The 25,010-nt window shown below is 72.8% G+C and carries 15 protein-coding genes and 2 pseudogenes; 12 read left to right on the forward strand and 5 right to left on the reverse strand.

All coding sequences use genetic code 11. The features are described 5' to 3' along the window. The first annotated feature begins 1 nt into the window (after window position 1). The 3 genes from M6G08_RS23835 (at window position 2) to M6G08_RS36030 (ending at window position 12,827) form a co-directional block, all read left to right on the forward strand. Entirely contained in the window at window positions 2-10,900 is a 10,899-nt protein-coding gene (locus M6G08_RS23835; RefSeq protein WP_272589204.1) for a non-ribosomal peptide synthetase, read from the forward strand. 6 nt (window positions 10,901-10,906) lie between these two features. Next, entirely contained in the window at window positions 10,907-12,607 is a 1,701-nt protein-coding gene (locus tag M6G08_RS23840; protein WP_272589206.1) for an ABC transporter transmembrane domain-containing protein, read from the forward strand. A 142-nt stretch (window positions 12,608-12,749) separates the two neighbouring features. Beyond that, entirely contained in the window at window positions 12,750-12,827 is a 78-nt protein-coding gene (locus M6G08_RS36030) for a 50S ribosomal protein bL37 (protein WP_370443954.1), read from the forward strand. Between the two features lie 83 nt (window positions 12,828-12,910). Here M6G08_RS36030 and M6G08_RS23845 read toward each other — a convergent pair whose 3' ends face one another. Then, complete coding sequence (locus tag M6G08_RS23845) at window positions 12,911-14,020, reverse strand: alpha/beta hydrolase-fold protein (protein WP_272589207.1); 1,110 nt, start codon at window positions 14,018-14,020, stop codon at window positions 12,911-12,913. A gap of 89 nt (window positions 14,021-14,109) precedes the next feature. Here M6G08_RS23845 and M6G08_RS23850 point away from each other — a divergent pair, with 89 nt between their 5' ends. The 3 genes from M6G08_RS23850 to M6G08_RS23860 all read left to right on the forward strand — a co-directional run bounded on the left by M6G08_RS23850 (window position 14,110) and on the right by M6G08_RS23860 (window position 16,920). Continuing rightward, a complete protein-coding gene (locus M6G08_RS23850; RefSeq protein ID WP_272589208.1) occupies window positions 14,110-14,322 on the forward strand; it encodes an MbtH family protein in 213 nt (70 codons plus the stop codon). Window positions 14,323-14,328: 6 nt separating this feature from the next. After that, entirely contained in the window at window positions 14,329-15,906 is a 1,578-nt protein-coding gene (locus M6G08_RS23855; protein ID WP_272589209.1) for an amidohydrolase, read from the forward strand. A 117-nt stretch (window positions 15,907-16,023) separates the two neighbouring features. Beyond that, complete coding sequence (locus tag M6G08_RS23860; RefSeq protein ID WP_272589210.1) at window positions 16,024-16,920, forward strand: aminoglycoside phosphotransferase family protein; 897 nt, start codon at window positions 16,024-16,026, stop codon at window positions 16,918-16,920. Window positions 16,921-16,977: 57 nt separating this feature from the next. Here the strand turns inward: M6G08_RS23860 and M6G08_RS23865 are convergent, their stop codons facing one another. Next, entirely contained in the window at window positions 16,978-17,604 is a 627-nt protein-coding gene (locus tag M6G08_RS23865; protein ID WP_272589211.1) for a dihydrofolate reductase family protein, read from the reverse strand. Window positions 17,605-17,977: 373 nt separating this feature from the next. On the opposite strand from M6G08_RS23865, the gene M6G08_RS23870 reads away from it, so the two are divergent. Beyond that, entirely contained in the window at window positions 17,978-18,748 is a 771-nt protein-coding gene (locus M6G08_RS23870; protein WP_443048899.1) for a PIG-L deacetylase family protein, read from the forward strand. 194 nt (window positions 18,749-18,942) lie between these two features. Then, complete coding sequence (locus M6G08_RS23875; protein WP_272589212.1) at window positions 18,943-19,635, forward strand: DUF4328 domain-containing protein; 693 nt, start codon at window positions 18,943-18,945, stop codon at window positions 19,633-19,635. Window positions 19,636-19,939: 304 nt separating this feature from the next. Here M6G08_RS23875 and M6G08_RS23880 read toward each other — a convergent pair whose 3' ends face one another. Then, complete coding sequence (locus M6G08_RS23880; RefSeq protein WP_272589213.1) at window positions 19,940-20,578, reverse strand: HD domain-containing protein; 639 nt, start codon at window positions 20,576-20,578, stop codon at window positions 19,940-19,942. Between the two features lie 122 nt (window positions 20,579-20,700). Further along, window positions 20,701-21,690: a GlxA family transcriptional regulator gene (locus M6G08_RS23885; RefSeq protein ID WP_272589214.1), complete on the reverse strand. Its 990-nt coding sequence runs from the start codon at window positions 21,688-21,690 to the stop codon at window positions 20,701-20,703. Window positions 21,691-21,856: 166 nt separating this feature from the next. Here M6G08_RS23885 and M6G08_RS23890 point away from each other — a divergent pair, with 166 nt between their 5' ends. Next, window positions 21,857-22,687 (forward strand): alpha/beta fold hydrolase, encoded by an 831-nt coding sequence (locus M6G08_RS23890; RefSeq protein ID WP_272589215.1) that lies wholly within the window; start codon window positions 21,857-21,859, stop codon window positions 22,685-22,687. A 76-nt stretch (window positions 22,688-22,763) separates the two neighbouring features. Beyond that, window positions 22,764-23,735, forward strand: coding sequence for a pirin family protein (locus M6G08_RS23895; protein WP_272589216.1), 972 nt, complete (start codon window positions 22,764-22,766; stop codon window positions 23,733-23,735). Window positions 23,736-23,912: 177 nt separating this feature from the next. On the opposite strand, the gene M6G08_RS23900 is transcribed toward M6G08_RS23895, so the two are convergent. Continuing rightward, complete coding sequence (locus tag M6G08_RS23900) at window positions 23,913-24,296, reverse strand: DoxX family protein (protein ID WP_272589217.1); 384 nt, start codon at window positions 24,294-24,296, stop codon at window positions 23,913-23,915. 168 nt (window positions 24,297-24,464) lie between these two features. Between M6G08_RS23900 and M6G08_RS23905 the strand changes: the two are divergent. After that, window positions 24,465-24,593, forward strand: a pseudogene (locus M6G08_RS23905) (RNA polymerase subunit sigma-24); the annotation flags it as partial. Between the two features lie 61 nt (window positions 24,594-24,654). Beyond that, a pseudogene (locus tag M6G08_RS23910) lies at window positions 24,655-24,992 on the forward strand (type II toxin-antitoxin system death-on-curing family toxin); the annotation flags it as partial. Window positions 24,993-25,010: the final 18 nt, after the last annotated feature.

Consider the following 25,010-nt stretch of genomic DNA (forward strand, 5'->3'; position numbering starts at 1 on the left):
GATGATGGAACCGAGCGCTCGTCACATACCGCTTTCCCCCGGGCAACTGGCCGGCGTCCGCCGCCGCACCGGCGACTTCTCCGACCGCACCATCGCCGAGGCCTGCGCCGTCGGGCTGGAGTACTGGGCCACCGGCCGCAGTCCCGACGGCATCGACCTCGCACCAAGCACCCTCTTTCCCGACGTACTCGGCTGGGTCGACAACGGCGGCTCCGCGAGCGGTGGCGGGGCGGCCGGCGCCGACGGCCGGAGCGTCGTGCTGCCGGCGGGCGTCGCACCCGACGACGCGCGGCTCGCCCTGGACGACCTCGCCGACTTCCCGGACCGGCCCCTCGGCACCATCGCACCGGCCGACGCGGCGGCGCGGCGGGAGCAACTGGCCCGGTGGAACGACACCGGCGCCGACCGCGTCCGCCCGACCCTGATGGAGATGTTCCGCGAGCAGGCGCGGACCAGGCCGGACGCCGTCGCCGTCGTCGACGAACGGCGGACGCTGACCTACCGCCGGACGGCCGAGCTCTCCGCCCAGCTGGCCCACCGCCTCGTGACGCTGGGGCTCACCGGCGAACAACTGGTCGGCATCTCCCTGGAGCGCTCCGCCGACATGGTCGTCGGACTGCTCGGCGTGCTCCAGGCCGGGTGCGCCTTCGTGCCGCTCGACCCGCACTGGCCGGCCGAGCGCCGGGCCGCCGTCATCGAGGACGCCGGCGTCGTCGTACAGCTCAACGCCTCGGGGGAGCACCCGGCCGGTGAACCGGCCGCGGTCGCCGTGGACCTCGCCGACTGGCACCACGGCGCACTCCCCGCCCAGGCGCCCGAGGTCCCCGTCCCCGGCGACGCCCTGGCCTACGTGATCTTCACCTCCGGCTCGACCGGGCGTCCCAAGGGCGCCATGATCCGGCACGAGGCCATCAGCGAGCGCCTGCTGTGGCAGGCCCACGAGATCCTGGGCTTCGGTCCCGACGACGCCTCGCTGTTCAAGGCGCCGCTGTCCTTCGACATCTCCGTCAACGAGATCTTCCTGCCGCTGGTCCGCGGCGGCCGCCTGGTCGTCCTGGGCCCCGGCGGCGAGCGCGACCCGCACCACCTGCTGGGCGTCATCGCCGAGCAGCGCGTCACCTTCACCTACCTCGTGTCGTCCATGCTCGACGTACTGCTGGAGATCGCGGGCGACTCCGGGCGCCTGGACGGCCTGCGGCACGTCTGGTGCGGCGGCGAGGTGCTGACCCCCGAGCTGTACGAAAGGTTCCGCACCCGGCTCGGCATCCCCATGTACCACGGCTACGGGCCCGCCGAGACGACCATCGGCGTCTCCCACGTCGTCTACCGGGGCGCGGCCGAACGCCTGTCGACGTCGATCGGCAAGGCCAACCCGAACACTCAGTTGTACGTGCTCGACGACGAGTTGCGCCCGGTCCCGGTCGGCGTCGGCGGCGAACTGTACGTCGGCGGCCTCCTCCTGGGCCGCGGATACGTGAACGCGCCGGGCCTGACGGCGTCCCGGTTCGTGGCGAACCCCTTCGCCGACGACGGTTCCCGGCTCTACCGGACCGGCGACCTCGCCCGCTACAACCCCGACGGCTCACTGGACTTCCTCGGCCGGGCCGACAACCAGATCAAGATCCGCGGGATGCGGCTGGAGATCGAGGACGTGGAGACCGGACTCGCCGAACACCCCGGCGTCCGGCACACCTGCGTCGTCGCCAAGAAGAACGCCGCGGGCGGCACCTACCTGGTGGGCTACGTGATCCCGGCCGGAACCGAGACGCTGCGGGCCGCCGACGTCAAGGCCTGGGCCGGCGAACACATGGTGGAGTACATGGTGCCCGCCCACGTCGTCGTCCTGGCGGAGTTCCCGCTCACCGCGAACGGCAAGCTCGACCGGCACGCGCTGCCCGAACCCGAGCTCACGACCGCCTCGGCCGTGCCGCCGACGACGGAGAGGGAACGCGCGGTGTGCGCGGCGGTCGCGCGACTGCTGCGACTGGACCGGGTCGGCGTCGACCAGGACTTCTTCCAGCTCGGCGGAGACAGCATCCTCGCGATCTCCCTGCTCGCCGCCCTGCGCGAGGCGGGACTCCACGTCACGACACGGCAGATCCTCACCCACAGCACCCTGGGGGCGCTCGCGGCGGTGGCGGCGAGCGGCGAGGACACCGCCGTCGTGGACCACCGCGACGTGGCGACCGGTCCCGTGGTCGGTTCCCCCGTCGTGCAGTGGCTCGGCGAGACCACGGACGCCGTCGACGGCTTCGTGCAGTCGGTCGTCCTCAACACCCCGGCGGAACTGACCGCGGACGCCCTCGACGAGATGCTCGCCGCCCTCGTCGCCCGGCACGCCATGCTGCGCGCCCGGCTGGTCCGCGGCGAACGCTGGAGCTTCGACATCCCGGAGGCGGACGGCTCCACGCCCCGGTGGCGGGAGAGCGACCGGCCGCTCGACGCATGCCTGGCCCTCGCCACGGCCGGGCTGGACCCGGACCACGGCGCCATGCTCAGCGCCGTGTGGAACCGGGACGCCCGCCGACTCGTCCTCGTCGCCCACCACGTAGTGATCGACGGCGTCTCCTGGCGCATCCTGATGGAGGACCTGGCCACCGCGTGGCGCCAGCACGCCTCCGGAACGCCGGTCGAACTGCCCCCGGCCGGCACGTCGTTCCGCCGCTGGACCCAACTGCTGGAACGCGCGGCGTTCGACGCGGACAGCACCTACTACCGCCGGCCCCTGCCGGGCCCGGACCGGCCGCTGGGCAGGCGGGCGCTGAACGAGTCGGACACCGTCGCCCGGGAACGGCTGCGCACCGTCTCGGTGGACCCCGAGGTCACGGCCGCGCTGCTGGGCGAGACGCCCGCGAAGTTCCACGCGGGCGTCAACGACGTCCTGCTGACCGCGCTAGCCGTCGCCCTCGCCCGCCGGCGCCGCGACCTCGGACAGGACCAGACCTTCGCCCACGTCGAACTCGAAGGCCATGGCCGCGAGCCGCGGTTCGTGGCACCCACCGCCGGCTTCGAGCCCGAACTGTCCAGGACCGTCGGCTGGTTCACCACTCTCTTCCCGGTGACCGTGGACCCCGGACCGGTCGCCGACCCCACCACCCCCGAGTACCTGGCCGCCGCACTCAAGGCCGTCAAGGAAGACCTCGCCGGGGTCCCGGACAACGGCGTCTCCTACGGTGCCCTGCGCCACCTCGCCGACAGCGAGTTCGACGCCCCCGCGCCCCAGGTGCTCTTCAACTACCTGGGCCGCTTCGAGGCGGGTGCGCCCGGCGACTGGCAACTCTCCGACACCACCGGGCAGCTGGGCGAACGCCGGGACCCGAGGATGCGTCTGCCGCGGCTCCTGGAATTCAACGCGATCGCCGAACCCGACCCGGCCGGCGGTTACCGGCTCGCCACCACCCTCTCCTGGCCCGACGGAGCGTTCACCGAGGAGGACATCGACACCCTCGGCGCCTACTACCTCCAGGCCCTGACCGGGCTGGCCGCCCTCGAACACGGCGGCCACTCGCCCAGCGACTTCGCCCCGCTGACACTCACCCAGTCCGACGTCGACGCCCTGGACGGCCCGGCGCTGCGGGACATCCTGCCGCTGACCCCGCTCCAGGAGGGGCTGTACTTCCACTCCGTCTACGACGAGGACGCCACCGGCAGCTACATCGAGCAGCAACTGCTCACCCTGGAGGGCGAGGTGGACGCCGGCCGGCTGGCCGCGGCGGCCACCCGTCTGCTCACGCTCCACCCGAACCTCGCCGCCAGGTTCGTGCCCCTCGCCGACGGCCGGGTGGTCTCCGTACTGGAAGGCGGGACCGAGGCACCCTTCACCACCCTGGACCGGCCCGGCATCACCGACGACGAGATCCGCGACCTGGCCGAGCGGGACCGCCGCGCCGGCTTCGACCTGGCCACCGGCCCGCTGATGCGCTGCACGCTCGTCCGCGCGGGCACCGGCAGGAACGTCCTCGTGCAGACCGTCCACCACATCGTCGCCGACGGCTGGTCGGTGACGCCGATGCTCCGCACCCTGCTGGCCGAGTACCACGCGCCGGGGACGGCGTACCCGCTCGGCGGCTTCCCCGACCACGTACGCCGGCTCGCACGAGGCGACGACGGGCTCGGTGACCGGGTGTGGAGCGAACAGCTCGCCGGAATCGCCGGCCCCTCACTCGTCGCCGAGGGACACACCCCGTCCGACCGGTTCGCCGACACGGCGGTGGAACCGGCGGACGACATCGACGCGGCCGTCCGGTCGGCCGGCGTACCGCTGAGCGTGGCCGTGCACAGCGCCTGGGCGGTGACGCTGGGCGGGCTCCTGCGCCGCACCGACGTGGTGTTCGGCTCCACGGTGTCCGGACGGGACGCCGACGTGCCCGGCGTCGAGGACATGGTGGGTCTGTTCATCAACACCATCCCCCTGCGCGCCCGGTGGTCCGCCGACACCAGCGCCCGTGAACTGCTCGCCTCGGTCCGTGACCACCAGAGCGCGGTACTGCCCCACCAGCACGTCTCGCTGTCCGCGCTCGCCCGCGCCGCCGGCACCGGCACCCTGTTCGACACCCTGGTGGTCTTCGACGTCGCGCCCGACATCGAGGCTCTGCGGCGGCCCGGCGACACGCTGGTCATCACCGGCGTCGAGAACGAGGGCGCACCGCACTACCCGTTGACGCTGGTGGCGGAACGCACCGGCGACGGCCGTCCGCGCTTCAACCTGATCTACGACGGCGAACTGCTGCGGGAGACGAGCGCCCAGGGGCTCCTGCGCACGTTCGTCCGGACCCTCACCGGCCTGCTCACCCGGCCGGACGCCCTGGTCGACGACGTGGCCACCGAGGGGACCCGACTCCCCGAACCGGTCGTCCGGACCACCCTGGCCGGGCTCTTCGACGCCGCCGCACGCCGCGATCCCGCGGCCGTCGCCGTCACCCAGTGCGCTCTCGACGGCGCCAGGCGATCCCTGACCTACGGCGAACTGGACACCGCGTCAGCCGCGTCGGCCTCGGCACTGCGCGCGGCCGGCGCGGGACCGGGCCGACTGGTCGCCGTCGCCGTCCCACGCTCCGTCGAACAGGTCGTCGCCCTGGTCGGGACCGTGCGCGCGGGCGCCGCGTACGTGCCGCTCGACCTGGCCTACCCCGACGACCGCCTGGAGTACGTCCTCGCCGACGCCTCCCCGCAGGTCGTCCTGGTCGACTCGGAGCGGCACGACCGGATCAGCCGGCTGCTGTCCCGGGCGGGTGTACGGGCCCGGGTACTCGTCCGGGGGGACGAGCCGCCGGGAGGCGTCACCGGCCAGGACACCGGACCGGGGTGGCACGATCCGGCGTACGTGATCTACACCTCCGGATCGACCGGCCGGCCCAAGGGCGTCGTCGTCCCGCACTCCAGTGTGGTGACGCTGCTCGCCAACACCCGGCGCGACATGGCCTTCGGCCCGGACGACGTCTGGGTCCAGTTCCACTCCTTCTCCTTCGACTTCGCGGTCTGGGAGCTGTGGGGCGCGCTGGCGCACGGCGGGGAACTGCTCGTACCGGAGTACGGCCTGACCCGTTCCCCGGTCGACTTCCACCGCCTGGTCCGCGACCGGGGGGTGACCGTGCTCAACCAGACGCCGTCGGCGTTCTACCGGTTCATGGAGGCCGACCGGCAGGCCGGCGAACCGCTGCCCGCACTGCGCCGCGTCGTCTTCGGAGGCGAGGCACTGGACCTCGGGCGGCTGCGCGACTGGGTCGCCCGGCACGGCACCGCCTCGCCCGAACTGGTCAACATGTACGGCATCACCGAGACCACCGTCCACGTCACCCACCGAGTGCTCACCGACGCGGACTTCACCACCGATGACGACGCCAGCCCGATCGGCGGCCCGCTGCCCGGCCTGGTCACCCACCTGCTCGACGACCGGCTCCGCCCGGTCGGGCCGGGGGAGGAGGGAGCCATCTACGTCGCCGGTGACCAGCTGTCGCTCGGCTACCTGGGGCGCCCCGGACTCACCGCGGGCCGCTTCGTGGCGAACCCGTTCACGGGCGACGGCTCCCGCATGTACCACACCGGCGACCTCGCCCGCCGCACGCTCGACGGCGAGCTGGAGTTCACGGGCCGCGCCGACGACCAGGTCCAGCTGAAGGGGTTCCGCATCGAGCTCGGCGAGGTGGAGGCCGCGATCAGGGAACTGGACGGCGTGGCCGACGTGGCCGTCACCGTCGCGGACAGCGGCGACCACCTCGTCGCGCACGTCGTGGGCCGGGCGCCCGGCGACCTCACCGGGGCCCTGGCGGCCAGGCTGCCCGCGTACATGGTGCCGGGCCGGGTGCTGCGCCTGGACGCCCTGCCGCTGACGGTCAACGGCAAACTGGACCGCAAGGCACTGACCGAGCGCGCGGCACGGGAACACGCGGAGGGCGTGCCGCGGGGCGCGGACGGTACCGCGCTCGACGCCCTGGTGGGGATCTTCACCGACGCCCTGCCCGGCGTACCCGTCGACGCCGACACCGACTTCTTCCGCGCCGGAGGCGACAGCATCGTCGCCATCACCGTGATCAACCGAGCCCGCGCCCTCGGCCTGTCGGTCGCCCCGAAGGACGTGTTCCTCCGCAGGACCCCCCGCGCGCTCGCCGCACACCTGGCGACGGAGGGAGCGGGCCCACGACCGGTGGCGAAGGAGGCAACCGTCCGTCACGAGGACGGTCCGCTGCCGCCCACCCCCATCGTCCTGCGCCAGCGGGAACTGGGAGGTTCACTCGCCCGGTTCGCCCAGGCCAGGGCAGTACCGGCGCCCGAGGGCACCGGGTTCGCCGACGCCGAACGCGCCGCCCGCGCCGTCGTCGCCGCCCATCCGGTCCTGCGGCTGCGGCTGCGCGTCGACCACGGGGTGTGGTCCCTGCGTACCGGGCCCGCCCGCGAGGTCACCGTCGAACGGGCGGACTCGGACGCGACCACCGCGGCGAACGAAGCCGCGGGACGGCTCGACCCCGAATCCGGACACGTCGTCGCGTTCTCCTGGCTGGAGACGACCCGGACCCTGGTGGTCACCGTCCACCACCTCGCCGTCGACTCGGTTTCCTGGCTGATCCTGCTGGACGACCTGACCGCCGCCATGCGCGGAGCGCCCCTGCCCCCACCGACCACCCCCTACGCCGAGTACGCCGCAGCGCTCGCCTCCCGACCCGTCTGTGAGGCCGACGACCTGGACCGCTGGATCACCGCGCTCCAGGCGCCCGCGCCGCTGCCCACCGGCGGCGCACGGCGCGAGTCCACGGTCGTGCTCGCCCCCGACGTGAGCGAACGCCTGACGCGCACCGCACCTGCCGCGCTCGGCATCGACGTCACCGAACTGCTCTGCGGCGCCCTGCGCGCCGCCCTCACCCGCGTCCAGCCCGAGCCCACCGACCTCGCGATCGACCTGGAGCGGCACGGCCGCCTGCCCGCCCTCCCGCACCACGACTACACCCGCACCGTCGGCTGGTTCACCGCCATCGCGCCCGTGCGGCTGACGGCGCAGACCGACCCCGTGGCGGCCGCGAAGGAGGCCGACGCACGCCGCCCCGACGACGACGCCCACGCCGCCTACGGACGGCTCAGGTACCTCGACCCGCAGACGGCGCCCCTGCTGACCGCCCGCGCCCAGGTGCTCCTCAACTACCTGGGCCGGGGCAGCGAATCCCGCGCGCTGCCCCTCGCCCCCGGAGACCAGGGCAGCCCGTACGCAGTCGAGGTCAACGCCTGGACCGACGAGGCCACCGGCGGCCTGCACGCGGCCTTCACGCTCGCCGAGGGCGTCCCCGACGGGATCACCGGGCACTGGCACGAGGCACTGGCCCGCATCGCGGACGCCGCCGCGACGGCCGAGCGCACGGCACCGGTCACCCCGCTCCAGCGCGGCCTGTACTTCCAGGCCCAGCTGACGGGCCCGGCCGGACACTACGTCGCGCAGAACTGGTTCACCTTCGACCGGCGCCTGGACGCGGGCGCGCTGGCCGACGCGATGGCGTACGTGGTGGCGCGGCACCCCGTCGCGGGCGCCGGCTTCACCACCGACGCGGACGGAAACCCGGTACAGGTCCTCTCGGCGGGCCGACGGGTCGACGTCACCACGGTCGAGGCGGCGACCGACGCGGAGGTGGAGGCGCTGCGGGCCAGGGACCGGAGCACCGGCTTCGATCCGGCGCGGCCCCCGCTGATCCGGCTCACCGTGGTGCGCCTGCCCGGCGACCGCGACGGACTGCTGTTCAGCTACCACCTGCTGTTGTGGGACGGCTGGTCCCGCGAGATCGTGCTGCGGGACCTGTTCGACGCCTACCGGGCCGTCCTGGCGGGGAAGCCACCGGCCCCGGTCCCGGCCACGCCGGGCTTCGAGGACCACGCCCGGTCACTCGCCGCCAAGGACCCCGCCGTCGCGGAACGCTTCTGGGCCGGGCACCTGTCCGGCCTGTCCGGACCGACGCTGCTGGCCGGACCGGCCCCCGACCTCCCCGACGACCTGCCGCGGGCCCTCGTGCACACGCTCTCCGCCGAGCGTTCCGACCGGCTGCGGGCGGCCGCCAGGACCCACGGCGTCACCCTGAACTCGGTACTGACCGGAGCCTTCGGCCTGCTGCTGGGCGCCCGCACGGGCCGCGAGGACGCCGTGTTCGGCGTGACCGTCTCCGGCCGGGAGGGCGAGGGACTGTCCGGCGTCGTCGGCGTCCTGCTCAACACCGTGCCGACGTGGACGCGGCCCCGGCCGGGCGACACGGTGCGCGAGTACCTCACGGCCGTGCAGACGGCTCGCACCGAGGCGATGGAGCACGAGTACCTCGGGCTCGGGGAGATCCAGCGGGCCAGTGGACACGACACCCTCTTCGACAACCTGTTCGTGCTGCAGAACTTCCTCGACCTGGACGCCCTCGCCGAGCTGAACGCCGAGCACGGCATCACCTCGGTACGCGCCGACGATTCCACGCACTACCCGTTCACCTGGGTCGTCACCCCCGGCGACCGGCTCACCGTCAAACTGGAGTACCGCGACCAGGACACCGACCGAGCCCGCCGCCTGCTCGACGACTACCTGCGTGTACTCGACGACCTGACACGGTCGGCCGGACCCGTCGGCGCACTGCCGGGGGCGGGGCCCGAGCCGGCTCCCGCCCGCCGCACGGACGTCGGCACGGACACCGTCGTCGACCGCTTCGACCTGGCCGCGGACCGCGACCCGGAACGGGTGGCGCTGGTCGCCCACGGTGCGGCCATGTCCTTCGCCGAGCTGCGGGACCGCAGCCGCGCGGTGGCCGGTGTGCTCGCCCGGCGCGGCATCGGTCCCGAGACGACGGTGGGCATCGCGGTCCCGCGCTCCCTCGACTCGATCGTGGCGCTCTTCGCCGTGCTGCGCGTCGGCGCCGCGTACGTGCCCCTGGAACTGGACCACCCCGACGAGCGGATCGCCGCGATCGTCGCCGACGCCCGCCCGGAGGTGATCCTCACGGTCAGCGCCGTGTCGCCCCGCCTGACCGGCGACCTGATCGAACTGGACCGCCCGCTGCCCGAGGCCGAACCGTTCGCGACGTTCGACCCCGACGACCCCGGCCGGCTGCGGCACCCCGCGTACACGATCTACACCTCCGGTTCGACCGGAAAGCCCAAGGGCGTGGTGACCGAGTACGCCGGACTCACCAACATGCTGGTCAACCACCAGCGGCGGATCTTCGGACCGGTGCTGGCCGAGCACGGGCACCGGGTCTTCCGGATCGCGCACACGGTGTCGTTCGCGTTCGACATGTCGTGGGAGGAGCTGCTGTGGCTCGCCGACGGCCACGAGGTGCACATCTGCGACGAGGAACTGCGCCGCGACGCGCCCCGGCTGGTCGCCTACTGCCTGGAGCACGGCATCGACGTCGTCAACGTGACCCCGACCTACGCGCAGCAACTGGCCGCCGAGGGCCTTCTCGACGACCCGGCGCGCAGGCCCGCGCTGGTGCTGCTCGGCGGCGAGGCCGTCACCCCGGCCCTGTGGCAGCGGCTCGCGGACACGGAGGGGACGGCCGGCTACAACCTGTACGGGCCCACCGAGTACACCATCAACACCCTCGGCGTCGGCACCTTCGAGTGCCCCGACCCGGTGGTCGGGGTGCCGATCGACAACACCGACGTGTACGTCCTGGACCCGTGGCTGCGACCGCTGCCGGACGGCGTGCCCGGCGAGCTGTACGTCTCCGGCATCGGCATCGCGCGCGGCTACCTCGGGCAGCCCGCGCATACCGCGCACCGCTTCGTCGCCTGCCCCTTCGGCGCGCCCGGCGAGCGCATGTACCGCACCGGGGACCTCGTGGCGCGGCGGCCCGACGGCAACCTGACGTACCTGGGCCGCACCGACCAGCAGGTCAAGATCCGGGGCCACCGGGTCGAACTCGGCGAGGTCGAGGCCGTGTTCGCGGCGCACCCGGCAGTGCGGTTCGTCGCCGCGGTCGCCCAGCCCGACCCGCGGGTCGACGGCGCCTACCGGCTGGCCGCCTACCTCGTGCTGGACGGCGCCGACCTGGCGGAGGTCGCCGCGGAAGTGGGCGCCGGGCTGCCGGACTTCCTGCGCCCGACGCACTACGCGCAGGTCGACGCCATCCCGCTGACCGTGAACGGGAAGGCCGACACCAAGGCGCTGCCCGAGGCCAAACCGCTGGGCGCGCTGACGACGGCGGGGGAGCGCGGTCCGGTGACGGAGACCGAGACCGCGGTGTGCGCGTTCTTCGCCGAGGCACTGGACCTGGACGACGACGAGGTGAGCGCGGTGAGCGACTTCGTGTCCCTCGGCGGACACTCCATGCTGGCGGTGCGGCTGACGGGGCTGCTCCGCCGGGAGTACGGTCCGGTGATCACCATCCGCGACCTGTTGACCCTGCGAACCCCCGAAGCGATCGCCCGCCACCTCGACGACCACTGACACGAGATGACCACTGCTGACACGAAGCGGCCCCGACCGGGGTCCGACATCCTGCGGACCGCCCTGCGCCGCAATGTGGGCGCCATGGCCGGGGGCACGTTCCTCATGGGCCTGTACCAGGCCGGTGAGACCGCCTTCCCCATCGCCCTCGGCCTCATCGTCGAACACACGATGCGCGACCGGAGCCCCGGCTCCCTCGGTGTGTCGATCGCCGCCCTCGCGGTGATCATCACGACGGTGTCGCTGTCGTGGCGGTTCGGCATGCGCGTCCTGCAGAAGGCCAACACCACCGAGGCCCACCGCTGGCGCGTACGGGTGGCGGAGTGCGGACTCCAGCCGGTGGCCAGGGACGTCGACCTCAAGTCCGGCGAGGTGCTGACCATCGCCACCGAGGACGCCGACCAGACCGCCGACATCATCGAGGTGGTGCCGCTGCTGATCAGCTCGCTGGTGGCGGTGCTGATCGCGGCCGTCGCCCTCGGGCTCGCCGACCTGCGGCTCGGGGTGCTCGTGATCGCGGGAACAGTCGCCATCCTGACGGTCCTGAGCGTGATGTCCGGACGGATCGGCTCCAGTACCCAGGAGCAGCAGGCCCGGGTGGCGCGGGCTGGCGCCAAGGTCGCCGATCTGATCACCGGCCTGCGTCCGCTGCACGGCTTCGGCGGCAACCACGCGGCGTTCCGGTCCTACCGGAGGGTCAGCACGGAGGCGAAGCGGCAGGCCGTCACCGTCGCGAAGGTGAACGGCGTGTACGCGGGCACCGCGCTGGCCCTCAACGCGGTCCTCGCCGCCGCCGTGACGCTCACGGCCGGCTGGCTGGCGTTCGAGGGCCGGATCAACATCGGTGAACTCGTCATGGCGGTGGGGCTCGCGCAGTTCATCATGGAGCCGCTCAAACTCTTCTCCGAGATGCCGAAGTACGTGATGGTCGCCCGCGCCTCCGCCGAACGGATGGCGCTGGTGCTGAACGCGCCGCCGGTGACGACCCCGGGGACCGAACGGCCGGCCGCCGGCGGCGGGCTGGAGGTCGACTGCGTGCGCCACGGCGCCCTGCGCGAGCTGAAGTTCCACGTAGCGGCCGGGGAGTTCGTGGCGATCGCCGCCTACCAGCCGCGCGCCGCCGCCGACCTCGCGGCGGTGCTCGCCCTGCGGGTGCCGCCCGACGCCTACGAGGGGGCGGTGCGCGTCTCGGGCCGGGACCTCGCGGACCTGTCGGTGGAGGCACTCCGCGCGCAGCTCCTCGTCAATCCGTACGACGGGGAGATCTTCGCCGGCACCCTGCGCACCAACATCGACCCCTCGGGCACCAGCCGTACGGTCCCCGAGGCCGTCGAGGCGTCCATGCTGACCGACGTGGTCGCCCTGCACCGCGACGGCCTCGACCACCCCGTCCGCGACCGGGGCGCGAACCTGTCCGGCGGACAGCGCCAGCGTCTCTCCCTGGCCCGCGCCCTCGCCGCCGACGCCGACGTCCTCGTGCTGCGCGACCCGACGACGGCCGTCGACGCCGTGACCGAGCAGCTCATCGCGCGCAATGTGGCCGGGCTGCGCCGGGGCCGCACCACCGTCGTGATCACCAGCAGTCCCGCACTGCTGGACGTGGCCGACCGGGTCCTCGTCCTGGACGACGGCGTGATCACCGCCGAGGACACGCACCGCAACCTCCTGGCCACCGACGAGGGCTACTGCCTGGCGGTGGCCCGGTGACCTCCGGGAGCGGTGACGCGCGCCACCTGTTTGCTTCCGTTTCGCGTGTTTGCGACAGCGTGACTGGGAAAGGGGCTCTGTGATCACCGGTGGTGACAATCCGGTGCACACTGTCCGGAAATATGAGAAACAGGAGGTTTCGATGTCCTCGAAGCGACGTCGCAAGAAGAAGGCCCGCCGCAAGAACGGCGCCAACCACGGCAGCCGTCCGCAGAGCTGAGGGCGGTACGAAGCACCGGGTGGGTGGCCGACGCCACCCACCCCGGACGCCGCGGCGCCCGCAACGGGGCCGCGGGGTCACCGCTACGACCGGCGGTAGGACCCGGAGAGAGCCCAGGCGACGTCCCTCAGCAGCGCGTGCCGCCAGCCCGCCCGGTCGTGGCCCGAGGGCGACCGCGCGATGCGCACCGTCGCACCGGCCCCCGCGGCCAGGCTCTCCACCAGCTCGCAGTGCGGAAGCATCCGCCGCTCATGCTCTCCCACGTCGAAGGCGACCCGCAGGCCGGACAGATCCGGCCCCTCCCGCAGCAGCTCGGCGAGAGACCCGCCGACCGGACCGCCCAGCGGGTCCGCGAGCTCCGCCGAACCGGGCGTCCACCAGCACGACGCCGACTGGCAGGCGACCCGCGACACCAGGTCCGGAAACCTGAGAGCCGCGTACAGGGCGCTCAGCCCGCCGAGGCTCTGCCCCGCGACCACCAGCCGCCCCGGGTCGGCGGGCACCCCGGAATCCGCCACCAGCGGCAGCAACTCGTCCCGGACCGCCTCCCACAGCTCCGGACGGCACCCGAACTCCGCCGTCCGGTCCCTGGCCGGCAGGAACACGAGGGTGACCGGCGGCATGTCACCGCCGGCGACCGCCGATTCGAACGCGGTCGTCGCCGGGTGCAGATGCAGCCAGTCGTCCCCGTCCAGCAGCACAACCACCGGCCCACCGCCGCCCACCGGGTGGACCCGCACCGTGCGCCGCCCGCCGAGCAGCCCACCGATCCAGCGCAACCGGGTGCGGGGCAGCGGCAGTACGTCGTCGGCGCCGACGGCCGGCCAGTGCGGCTGGGCCGGTGCGTCGGGCGTCGCGGCGATGGACCGGTCGCCGCCCGCCCCCACCGGGTTCAGCGGGTCGGCGTACGCCGCGCCGCCCACGCGGAACCAGTACGTCACCCGCAGCCGTGCGGGCATCCGCACCTCGGCGTACCAGCAGTCCGTGTCACCCCACCGGCGCAGCTCCACCGGTTCCGACCAGCTCTCGAAGACGACGCTCGCCGCCTCGGACCCGCGCCGCAGGAACAGCGTCGTCCAGCCGTCGCCGTCGGGTACCGCCACGGGCGCGCTCGCGGCCGCCCAGAAGCCGTCGCCGCCCGGTGTGCCGCGCAACCCGTACACGGCGAACGCCTCTTCCTCCACGAGCCTCATCGATGTCTCCTTGTGGAGCGGAAAGCGGGAAAGCTAAGCTCGATCTCGATTTAGGCGAGCCTAACCTAATGCATCGGGAGGCCCCGCGTATGAGCACCAACCCATTCGACGACGCAGACGGCCGTTTCCTCGTTCTCGTCAACGACGAGGGCCAGCACTCGCTCTGGCCGTCCTTCGCCCAGGTGCCCGGCGGGTGGACGACCGTCTTCGGGGAGGACTCCCGCGACGCCTGTCTCGCCTACGTCGAGGCCAACTGGACGGACCTGCGCCCCCGTTCCCTCACCCGTGCCACCGAGGCCTGAGGCACCGTGCTCCACACCCGGCTGACCAACGCCCGCTTCCTCACCATGGACCCCGGCCACCCCGTCGCCCACGACCTCGGCGTCTGGCGCGGCCGGATCGTGGGCCTCGACGACGCCGTGACGTCCCTGCCCGCCCGCGAGGTCGTCGACCTGCAGGGCGCCACCGTACTGCCGGGCTTCATCGACGCCCACGTCCACCTGGCCTGGACCGGGTTCAAGCAGAGCACCCCGAGCATCGCCGGGCGCACACGGATCGACGACGTCCTCGCCCGCGTCGAGGAGGCCGTCACCCGCACGGGTTCGCCCGGCACCTGGGTGAGCATCGCCGGATACGACCAGCGGGTGCTGGGCCGCCACCTGACCGCCGCCGAACTCGACAAGGTCAGCCACGGCCACAAGCTGTACGTGACGCACGACTCCGGACACGGCTGCGTCGTCAACTCCGCCGTCCTGGACCTGCTCCCCGCCGGCACCCCGCACGAGAACGGCTTCCTCGCCGAGGGGGCCATGGGCGCCGCCCGCGCGCTGCGGCTGCCGTACGCCCAGGAGGAGCTGGCCGAGGCGATCGGGCGGGCTGCCCGCACCTGCCTGGCCGAGGGGGTCACCGCCTGCGCCGAAGCGGGGATCGGCGGCGCCCTCCTGGGACACAGCCCGGTGGAACTGGGCGCCTACCAACTCGCCCGCGACAAGGGCCTGCTGCCGCTGAGGGTGCGGCTCATGGTGGCCGCCGACACCCTGCACCCGGTCGCCGCACACGAGCGCGACGGCATCCCCCGGTCGCTCGACCTGGGCCTGCGCACCGGCTTCGGCGACGACCGGCTGTCCGTCGGCGCGCTGAAGGTCTTCACCGACGGCGGCATGATGGCACGCACCGCCGCACTCACCGCCCCGTACCAAGGGCTGGACCACGCGGGCCAGTTGCAGGACGACCCGGACGTCATCGCCGGCACCATCGTGGACGGCCACCTCGCCGGCTGGCAGCTCGCCGTGCACGCGATCGGCGACCGTGCCGCCGACGTGGCCCTCGACGCCCTCGAACGCGCCCAGCGGCTGCGCCCGCGCCCCGACGTCCGGCACCGCGTCGAGCACGCCGGCCTGATCCGTCCCGACCAGCTCCCGCGCTTCGCACGGCTCGGCGTCAGCGCGGTCGTGCAGCCCAACTTCCTGCGGTACTTCGGCGACGACTACGCCGCGATCATGGGCGAGGAGCGCGCCCCCTGGCTCTACCGCGGCAGGGCCTTCCTGGACCACGGCGTCCCACTGGTGGGCAGCTCCGACCGCCCCGTCACGGACGGATCACCGCTGCGCGCCGTCCAGTTCATGGTCGAGCGCGCCTCCGAGTCCGGCCTGACCATCGGCCCCGAGGAGGGGATCACCGTCGACGAGGCCCTGCACGCCTACACGGTCGCCGCCGCCCACGCCTGCCACTGGGAGGACGACCTGGGCAGCCTCACCCCGGGCAAGCGGGCCGACCTGGTGGTGCTCGGCGACGACCCCAGGCGGGTCGGCACCTCGCGCATCGGGGACATCGAGGTCGTGGAGACGTACGTGGACGGCCTCCCGGCCGGAGGCCCGGCCGTGTGAGCCCGCCACTCCTGGACGGGACGCGTCGGAGAAATCCGGTCGACACGGCGACGGGCGACGCCGTTCCATGGCTTCGACCGCCCGCCGCCCGCAGCGGGCAGACGTCAGGAGACGTCCTTGCCGACCGGAAGCACTCCGGACCGCCCCTCGATCACCACCGAACTGGTGAGACACCTGGTGGACAGCCAGTTCCCGCAGTGGGCGGAACTGCCGTTGGAGCGGTTCGAACCGGCGGGCTCGGACCACGTGATCCACCGGCTCGGCGAAGACCTCGCCGTCCGGCTGCCCTGCCACGCCGGCGCCCTCGGGCAGGCGAGCAAGGACTCCGAGTGGCTGCCCAGGCTCGCCCCGCACCTGCCTCTGGCGATCCCGGTTCCCGTGGCGGTGGGCGCCCCCGGCTTCGGCTACCCGTGGGCCTGGGCGGTCACGCGGTGGCTGGACGGTGAGGCGGCCACGGTCCGGACTCTGGGCGACTCCTGCGAGGCCGCCGTCGGACTGGCCGGATTCCTGAGCGCACTTCAACGGTTCGCGCCCGGCGAGACCGCGTCACTGGGCACCCGTGCGGACCTAGCCGGCTCGCCGCTGGCCGCCCGGGACCGCGCGACGCGCGCCGCCATCGCTGAGCTCGACGGCGTGTTCGACGCCGCCGCCATGACCGGGCTGTGGGACGCGGCGCTGAACGCCCCGGACTGGGACCGTCCTCCGGTCTGGTTCCACGGCGACTTCCACACGGGCAACCTGCTGACCGCCGGCGGCCGCCTCAGCGCGGTCATCGACTTCGGCGGACTCGGCATCGGCGACCCCGCCCGCGACCTGACCATCGCCTTCACCCTGATGTCGGCCGCGCCGCGAGCGGCCTTCCGCGCCGCGCTCGGTGTGGACGACGCCACCTGGACCCGGGGGCGCGGCTGGGCCCTCGCGACGGGCCTCAACGCCTTCACGAACTACGCCGCCGTCAGCCCGAGGGTCGCGGCACAGACCACCCGGCAGATCACCCAGGCCCTCATGGGCTGAACGGCCGACGGTCCGCGCAGACGGCCCTCGCCACGCCCGGTCACCGGACGGCGGGCCTCAGACCACACCCCGGACGCGATAGGTGACGTGCGTGACCAGGCTCGCCGACCGCGACGACACCTGCTCCAACCGCGAGGGCGGTACGCCGTCGAACAGCCGGGTACCCGCGCCGAGCGTCACCGGCGCGATGTGCAGGCGCAGTTCGTCGATCAGGCCGGCGGCGAGGTACTGGTTCACGGTGGTGGCGCCGCCCTGGATTTGTACGTCGCCGTCGCCGGCCGCCTCGCGGGCCCGCGCCAGCGCCGACGCGATCCCGTCGGTGACGAAGTGGAACGTGGTGCCGCCCTCCATCGGCCGCGGCTCGCGCGCGTGATGGGTGAGCACGAACACCGGGGCGTGGAACGGAGGGTCGTCGCCCCACCAGCCGTTCCAGGGCCGGTCCCAGGCGCCGCGCACCGGGCCGAACATGTTGCGTCCCATGATGAACGCCTTCGCGGCGGCCAACTGCTCGAGCTCGGCCCGGTTCTCGTCGGGGGTGTCGAACATCCAGGCGTGCAGTCCGGCCCCCGAGCCGTCGCCGCCGTCGTCGCCGAAGGGGCGGTCCTGCGTCTGGTTGAGCCCGGCCGAGAACCCGTCGACCGAGATCGTGATGTCGCCGATCACCCTGCCCGGTCGATCGGTCATCGCTACTCCTTCGCACCGAGAGCGGCGGCCTGCTGGGTGGACGGGCCGATGTCTCACATCCTCTCCCTCCGACGGGGAGCTGTCGACTCGCCCGGCCGCCCGGTGGCGGCGGGGCGACGGGCTCCAGAGAGCCGGCCCGCGGGAACGGGACGCGGTCAGGGACGGCGTGCGGCCCACACGGTGCGTTCGGTGCGCACGGCCGGACCGCCGCGGCGCAGTACGCCGCCGTCCTCCCCCCCGGCTCTCCGTCCGCGGTCGGAGGGACCCCCGAACCGGTCGGCCCGAAGATTCCGTGAGGCCGGGCCGCCGGCGTCCGTTCCCCTCCGGGCGGGCGACACATACGATCTGCCCGTCCGATCCGGAGGTTCCGTCCATGCCCGTGCCCGTGCCCCCGCCGAGCCTGCTGGCCGTCTTCGCCCACCCGGACGACGAGTCGTTGTCGGCGGGCGGGGTGCTCGCCGGGCACGCCGCCGCGGGAGGTCGCACCGCGGTCGTCACGGCGACCTGGGCCGAGGACAGCCCGCGGGCCGCTGAGTTGGCCGAAGCCCTGCGGACGCTCGGCGCGGGCGCGCCGCGAATGCTCGGTTACGCCGACGCGCGTGTCCCGTCGTCGGCGCCGGGCAGGCCGAGGCTCCGCGACGCGCCGCTCGACGAGGCGGTGCGGAAACTGGTGGCGCACATCCGGGACTTCCGCCCGGAGATCGTCGTCACCCACGACGCGTACGGCGGGCTGACCGGCCACCCGGACCACCTGCACACCCACCGGGTGGCCGTACTGGCGGTCCAGGCGGCAGGGCTCGACCTGCTCCACCCGGACGCCGGCGCCCCCTGGAGCCCCCGGGCCCTCTACCTCGCCACCCACCCGCACTCGGCCGTCCCGGCCCTGAACGAGGTGGTCGGGGCGCGCAAGGCGCGGTTCACCGTCCCGGACGAGCACATCACCGCGACCGTCGACGTCCGCCCCTGGCTGGACCGGAAGATCGCCGCGGTCCTGGCCCACCGTTCCGAAGTGCGGCGGGGCGCGCTGCCGGGTGTGATCGCCGGACTCACGCCCGAGGCCCGGGAGCGGTTGCTGGCGACGGAGTGGTTCGTCCGGCACCCGCCCGCCCGCGTGGCCCCGGTCCAGAGCGAACTGACGGCCTGACGGCTGCCGGACGCGCGGCCCAGGTCGAAGGCCGGTCTGGTGACTCCGAGGGTGCTGGCGGAAGCCGCCCGCCGACATGGGATAAAGTCCCGAGGCCGACCGCACGCACGGTCGTCTGCCGCGCCGTCCTCGGACAGGTCGCCGCGTTCAACACCATCCCCGGGGGGCCCGTCATGACGTATGCGTCCACACCCATGCCCAGTTCGCACCCGCCCGCGCCCGGCCCTGTGCTGCGCTCGCCCGTCGGCCTCGCGCAGGCCGTCACCGTGCTGCTCGGTGTCGTCATCGTCGCCGATCTGCTGATCGTCGCGGCATCGCTCAACATGCGGTCCCTGATGGGCAAGGTCGCCTCGGGCGGCGTGGTCGACTTCGACGAGGGCGAGGCGAACCGCGCCGACTACGCGATGGCCGGGTCGGCCATGCTGTACGTCCTCGCCATGCTGGCGACGGCCGTGGTCTTCGTCATCTGGTTCCACCGGGTCCGTCACAACGCGGAGGTCTTCGCGCCCGACACTCAGAGCAGGACCCCCGGCTGGGCGATCGCCTGCTGGTTCATCCCGATCGCCAACCTCTGGATCCCGCGCGGCATCGCCGCCGACGTGCTGCGAGCCGCCCAGCCCGACCCCTACGGCGGGGCGCCGCGGCACCGGGGACTCCTGAACGCCTGGTGGGGTGCCTGGGTCTGGGCCATGGTCTTCGACCGCTACGCGTCCAGGACGTACGACAAGGCCCAGGACATCGACGCGATCCACGACGCGGCCGGACTGGTCATGGCCAGTGCCGGTTTCGACGCCCTGGCCGCGGTGCTCGCGATCCTCTTCGTACGCCGGCTGACCGCCGCACAGCACGGCAAGGCCCTCGCGGGGCCGGCCGTGCCGGGGCACTGAACCCTCCGCGGGGCCCGCGAGCCCGGCCCTGGTGTACGGCCGGGACGCGGCGCCCCACTCCGGCGAAGGCCTGTCTGATGACGATCGTCGACCCGCGTCGGTTCGCACGGCTCGCCGTGGTGTCTCCGGAACCGGAATCCGCTCAGGTTGTCGTCCCGGAAGAAAGCCGAGGAACATTTCCCGCGGGCGCCGGGCCCGTCCGGCTCCTCCCCGGCCCCCGGTGACGCGACGCGGGCCCCGCCCCGGGCGACCGCAGCCGACCTGGTGGCCGAGCTGGGGTGCGCCCGTAACGGGGGAGGACCGGCTACTCCGGCCAGGCGGAGTTCTCGACGACGTCGACGAAGTCCGTACGCCGGAAGCCGGGCACGAAGTGCTCCAGCACGTCCGCGTTCACCGTGCCGAACGTGGTCTCCGGGCGGTGCTCGAAACCGTCGGTGAACGCCCGCAGGATCTGTTTCTTGAAATCCGGGCGGGGATGCGCGGCGGTGACAGCGTCGATCTGCGCCCGCGTGAGCCCCTCCAGGCGCAGGCCCAGTACGTCGGTCTCGACGCCCGCGGTGGTCGCCGCGATCTCGGGGGCCATCCGGTACGGCACTTCCGGCGTGGTGTGGAGGGCGACGGCCGTCCACACGGTGTCGGCGTCGGCCTCGCGGACGCCGTGGGCGAGCAGGAAGGCGCGGGCCTGGTCGGCGCCGTCCATCTCGAAACGCTGGTCGTCACCGCGGTAGGGCGGCACCAGGCCGGTGTCGTGGAAGAGCGCGGCGACGTAGAGCAGCTCAGGGTCGGGGCGGATGCCCAGGGCGGCGGCCTGGAGACTGCCGAAGAGGTACACCCGGCGCGAGTGGTGGAAGATCAGCGGCGGTGTGGTGTCCCGGATCAGGTCGGTCGCCTCCCGCGCGAGCCTGCTGTCGGGAATCTCGATACCGGCGATCGTCTCGGCCATGGCTGCCCTCCAGGGGATCGGTGCCGTCGTTCGTGTCCCCACTTTCCGCCGGGCACCACCCCGGTGTCCGCTGCCCGATGGCCGACAACCCCTCGGAAACGGCCGTGGCACCCCGCCACGCCTCACCCGCCGTCCGGCCGCGCGCGGGCGCCCCGCCCCGTGGTGGCGAAGCGGTGCCGGTAGCGGGCGGGGGACAGGCCCAGATGCCGTGCGAAGGCGCGGCGCAGGCTCTCGTAACTGGGAAAACCCGACAGCGCGGCGGCCTCCGTGGCGTTGTGCCCGGCGTCGAGCAGGGCCTTGGCCATGTCGAAACGGATCAGCTCGACGTACTTCACCGGCGTGACGTCCAGCTCCGCCCGGAACATCCGGGTCAGATGCCGCGGACTGACCCGCACGCGCGCCGCCAGCGCCTCCAGGCTGTGGTCGGCGGCCGGATCGGCCTGCACCGCGTCCTGGATGCGGCGCAGCACGGGCGTCCGCGGGGCCGGACCCCGCAGCGAGGCCGAGAACTGGGACTGGCCGCCGGCCCGCTGCATGTACACCACCAGTGAGCGGGCGACCTTCCGGGCCAGGTCGGGCCCGTGGTCCTCCTCCAGCAGGGCGAGGGCCAGGTCGATGCCCGCCGTCACACCCGCGGACGTCCAGGTGGCGCCGTCCTTGACGAAGATCGCGTCGGGCTCCGCCCGCGTCGACGGACAGCGGCGGGCCAGCGTGCCGGCGTGCTGCCAGTGCGTCGTCGCCCGCCTGCCCTCCAGCAGCCCGGCCGCGCCCAGGACGAAGGCGCCGGTGCATACCGAGGCGACGCGCCCCGCCCGCTTCACCAGCGACCGCGCGGCCTCGCTGAGCGCCGGATCGACGGACGAGGCGGGCGGCACGTCACCGCCCACGACGACCAGCGTGTCGTAGGCGGCGGGTGACCGTGCGTCCGCGTCGGCGGGCACCAGCATGCCGATGGACGAACGCACCGCCGCCCCGTCCGGCGAGACGATGCTCAGCCGGTACCGGCCGCCGTACCGATTGGCCTCCGCAAAGACTTCCGCCGGGCCGGACAGGTCGAGCATCTTCATGCCCTCGAACACGAGGACGCCCACGTCATGCGGTCTCGTTGCCATCTCTCCCTCTTCCGTGGGCCGCGGGGCCCCGAACGCATTCTCCCGGTGAGACATACCGGACATGGGCGTAGGGTGGCTGGCGTGGATTCGACCGGGGTTGCTGGTCGCGCAACCAGGTCCGCCGGCCGCTTCTGACAGAACTGACGGAGACGCGGAAGGAACAGTGATGGGCAGGGTCACCACCTCCGACGGCACGAGCATCTTCTACAAGGACTGGGGGCCGCGCGACGGCCGGCCGGTCGTCTTCCACCACGGGTGGCCGCTCACCGCGGACGACTGGGACAACCAGATGCTGTTCTTCCTCGCCCACGGTTTCCGCGTGATCGCCCACGACCGGCGCGGCCACGGGCGTTCGAGCCAGCCCTCGACGGGCCACGAGATGGACACCTACGCCGCCGACGTCGCGGCGCTGACCGACGCGTTGGACCTTCAGGGCGCCGTGCACATCGGGCACTCGACCGGCGGCGGCGAGGTCGCGCGCTACGTGGCACGTGCCGAGCCGGGCCGGGTGGCCAAGGCGGTGCTCGTCGGCGCCGTGCCACCCGTGATGGTCAAGTCCGAGACCAACCCCGGCGGCACCCCGATCGAGGTCTTCGACGGATTCCGGACGGCCCTGGCCGCCAACCGCGCGCAGTTCTACATCGACGTGCCCTCCGGCCCGTTCTACGGCTTCAACCGGGAGGGCGCGAAGGTCTCCCAAGGGCTCATCGACAACTGGTGGCGGCAGGGAATGACGGGCGCGGCCAACGCCCACTACGAGTGCATCAAGGCGTTCTCCGAGACCGACTTCACCGAGGACCTCAAGCGGATCGAGGTCCCGGTGCTGGTCGCGCACGGCACGGACGACCAGGTCGTGCCGTACGAGGACGCGGCGCCGCTGTCGGTGAAGCTCCTCAAGAACGGCACGCTGAAGTCGTACGAGGGACTCCCGCACGGCATGCTCGCCACCCACCCCGAAGTACTCAACCCCGACCTGCTGGACTTCGTGAAGTCCTAGTCCGGCTCTATCATCACCCCATGGATGTTGAAAGTGGAACTTTCATGTCGGCGTCGGCGGGGAAGGCGCGGTGAGCGTGAGCAACACGGAGACACACCCCGCGGAGATGAAGTGCGGCGCGTCGGAGGGCGACGTACCCGCCGCCGGCATCGAGGTCCTCACCGCCCGTGACGTCCCCCTCGGCGGCCCCCGCGCCATGAAGGTGCGGCGCACGCTGCCCCAACGGGCCCGGACGCTGATCGGAGCCTGGTGCTTCGCCGACCACTACGGTCCCGACGACGTGGCCGGGTCGGGCGGCATGAACGTCCCACCGCACCCGCACACCGGTCTCCAGACGGTCAGCTGGCTCTTCAGCGGGGAGATCGAGCACCGGGACAGCCTGGGCACCCACGCGTTGGTCAGGCCGGGCGAACTCAACCTCATGACGGGCGGCTCCGGCATCGCCCACTCCGAGGTGTCCACCTCCGGCACCACCCTTCTGCACGGTGTCCAGCTCTGGGTGGCCCTGCCGGACGAACACCGCGGCACCGGCCGGGACTTCCAGCACCACGCGCCCGTACCGGTCACCCTCGACAACGGCACGGTGCGCGTCTTCCTCGGCTCGCTCGCCGGGGACACCTCACCCGTCAGCACCTTCACGCCGCTGCTGGGCGCCGAGGTGTCGCTGGACCCGGGGGCCACCATGTCCCTGGACGTCGACGCGGGGTTCGAGCACGGCGTTCTCGTCGACAGCGGTGACGTACGCGTCGACGGCGACACCGTACGGCCGACCGAACTGGGCTACCTCGCGCCGGGCCGCCGGACGCTGACCCTGACCAACGAGTCGGCGGCGACCGCCCGGCTGGTGCTGCTCGGCGGACCGCCGTTCCCCGAGGAGATCATCATGTGGTGGAACTTCGTCGGACGGTCGCACGACGAGATCGTGCAGGCGCGTGAGGACTGGATGAAGGGCGACCGCTTCGGCGAGGTGCGCGGCTACGACGGGGCTCCGCTGCCCGCGCCGGAACTGCCGAACGCGCCTCTGAAGCCGCGGCGAAGGGCGCGCTGACCTGCGGATGCGGTGCGCCGTACGTCGACAGGACAGATCGCTGGGCCCGCCAGAGGCATGTCCATCCCCTTCTGGTCGGGTGAGGAAGCCGTGCCCGGGTGCAGCCCGTGCAGCGCGGCGAGGAGGGCGGCGGCAAGGTGGAGCGGGTCGGGCCTGGACGGTATCCGGCCCCGGTGGTCAGCCGGTGAAGGGCGTGGGACCGAATCGGCCCCATGCGATGAAGGCAGCCAGGGCGAGGTAGATCAGGTCGCCGGTGATGGTGGCCTTCTCGCCACGGCGCAGGCGCATGGTGACCGCGCAGGCGAAGAGCAGAACGAGTCCGGTGGCGACCAGCGGCACCAGCACCGGCGCGATGCCGAGCGCTGCGGGCAGGATCAGCCCGATTGCAGCCAGCAGTTCGATTGCGCCGATGGCCTTGAGAGCGCCGGGGCTGAACTCCAGGACCCACTGTGCAGAGGCGCCCACCGCGGCCAGCTTCTTCTGCGGCACGAACATCTTTGAGCTGCCCACCAGACAGACAGCGGCGAGCACTCCAGCGGTGATCCACAGCGCGACGTTCATCGTCAACTCCCTGATCGAGGACTTCCGCACCCGAGACGAGATAGCGCCTGGGCCTGTGACATGCCCGAACCCGAACGGTGCGGAGACGTGGGTCACACCGCGCCGTGTCACAGGAGCGAGGGCCGCCTCGTCTCGGGGGTGAAGGCATCGACGAATGTGGAGGAGCACATGCTCGACGGGCAGATCCAGACCATCCGCTCGGTCATCAACCCCGACAAGCTCGGCCACCTCGGTCCGGTCGCCGACGCCTGGGCCGTTGACCGAGAAGTGAAGCAGACCTGTAAAGAGACCAGGTGACCTCCCAAGCGGTAGGACCTGAATCAGAGCAGTCGCAGGTCAAAGCCACCGGAGTTTTGTCATACCACCTGGCCCGGACGAAGGAGTCAACGGAACGGAGCACAGCGTGCGCGACGTGGACCTTCTGGTGTCGGCGATTGAGCGACCCCGGACGAACGTGTTCGGGCCGAGCTGTATCCCACGCTGCACGAGAAGGCCGCGGCGCTCCTGCACTCCGTCGCCCGCAATCACCCGCTGGTCGACGGCAACAAGCACACCGCATGGCTCGCCATGCGTGTCTTCCTGCGGTTCAACGGCGTCAGCGGCAGTGCCGTCCCGCCTCCAGTCTCCGTTGCCGGCCCGTTCGTAGAGGGTGTCGCGCAGGACAACATCGTTGTACGGGCCGTCGCCCAGTGCCTGGTTCCCCGGTGCCTGACG

The sequence above is a fragment of the Streptomyces sp. M92 genome (assembly GCF_028473745.1).
Classification (GTDB): Bacteria; Actinomycetota; Actinomycetes; order Streptomycetales; family Streptomycetaceae; genus Streptomyces.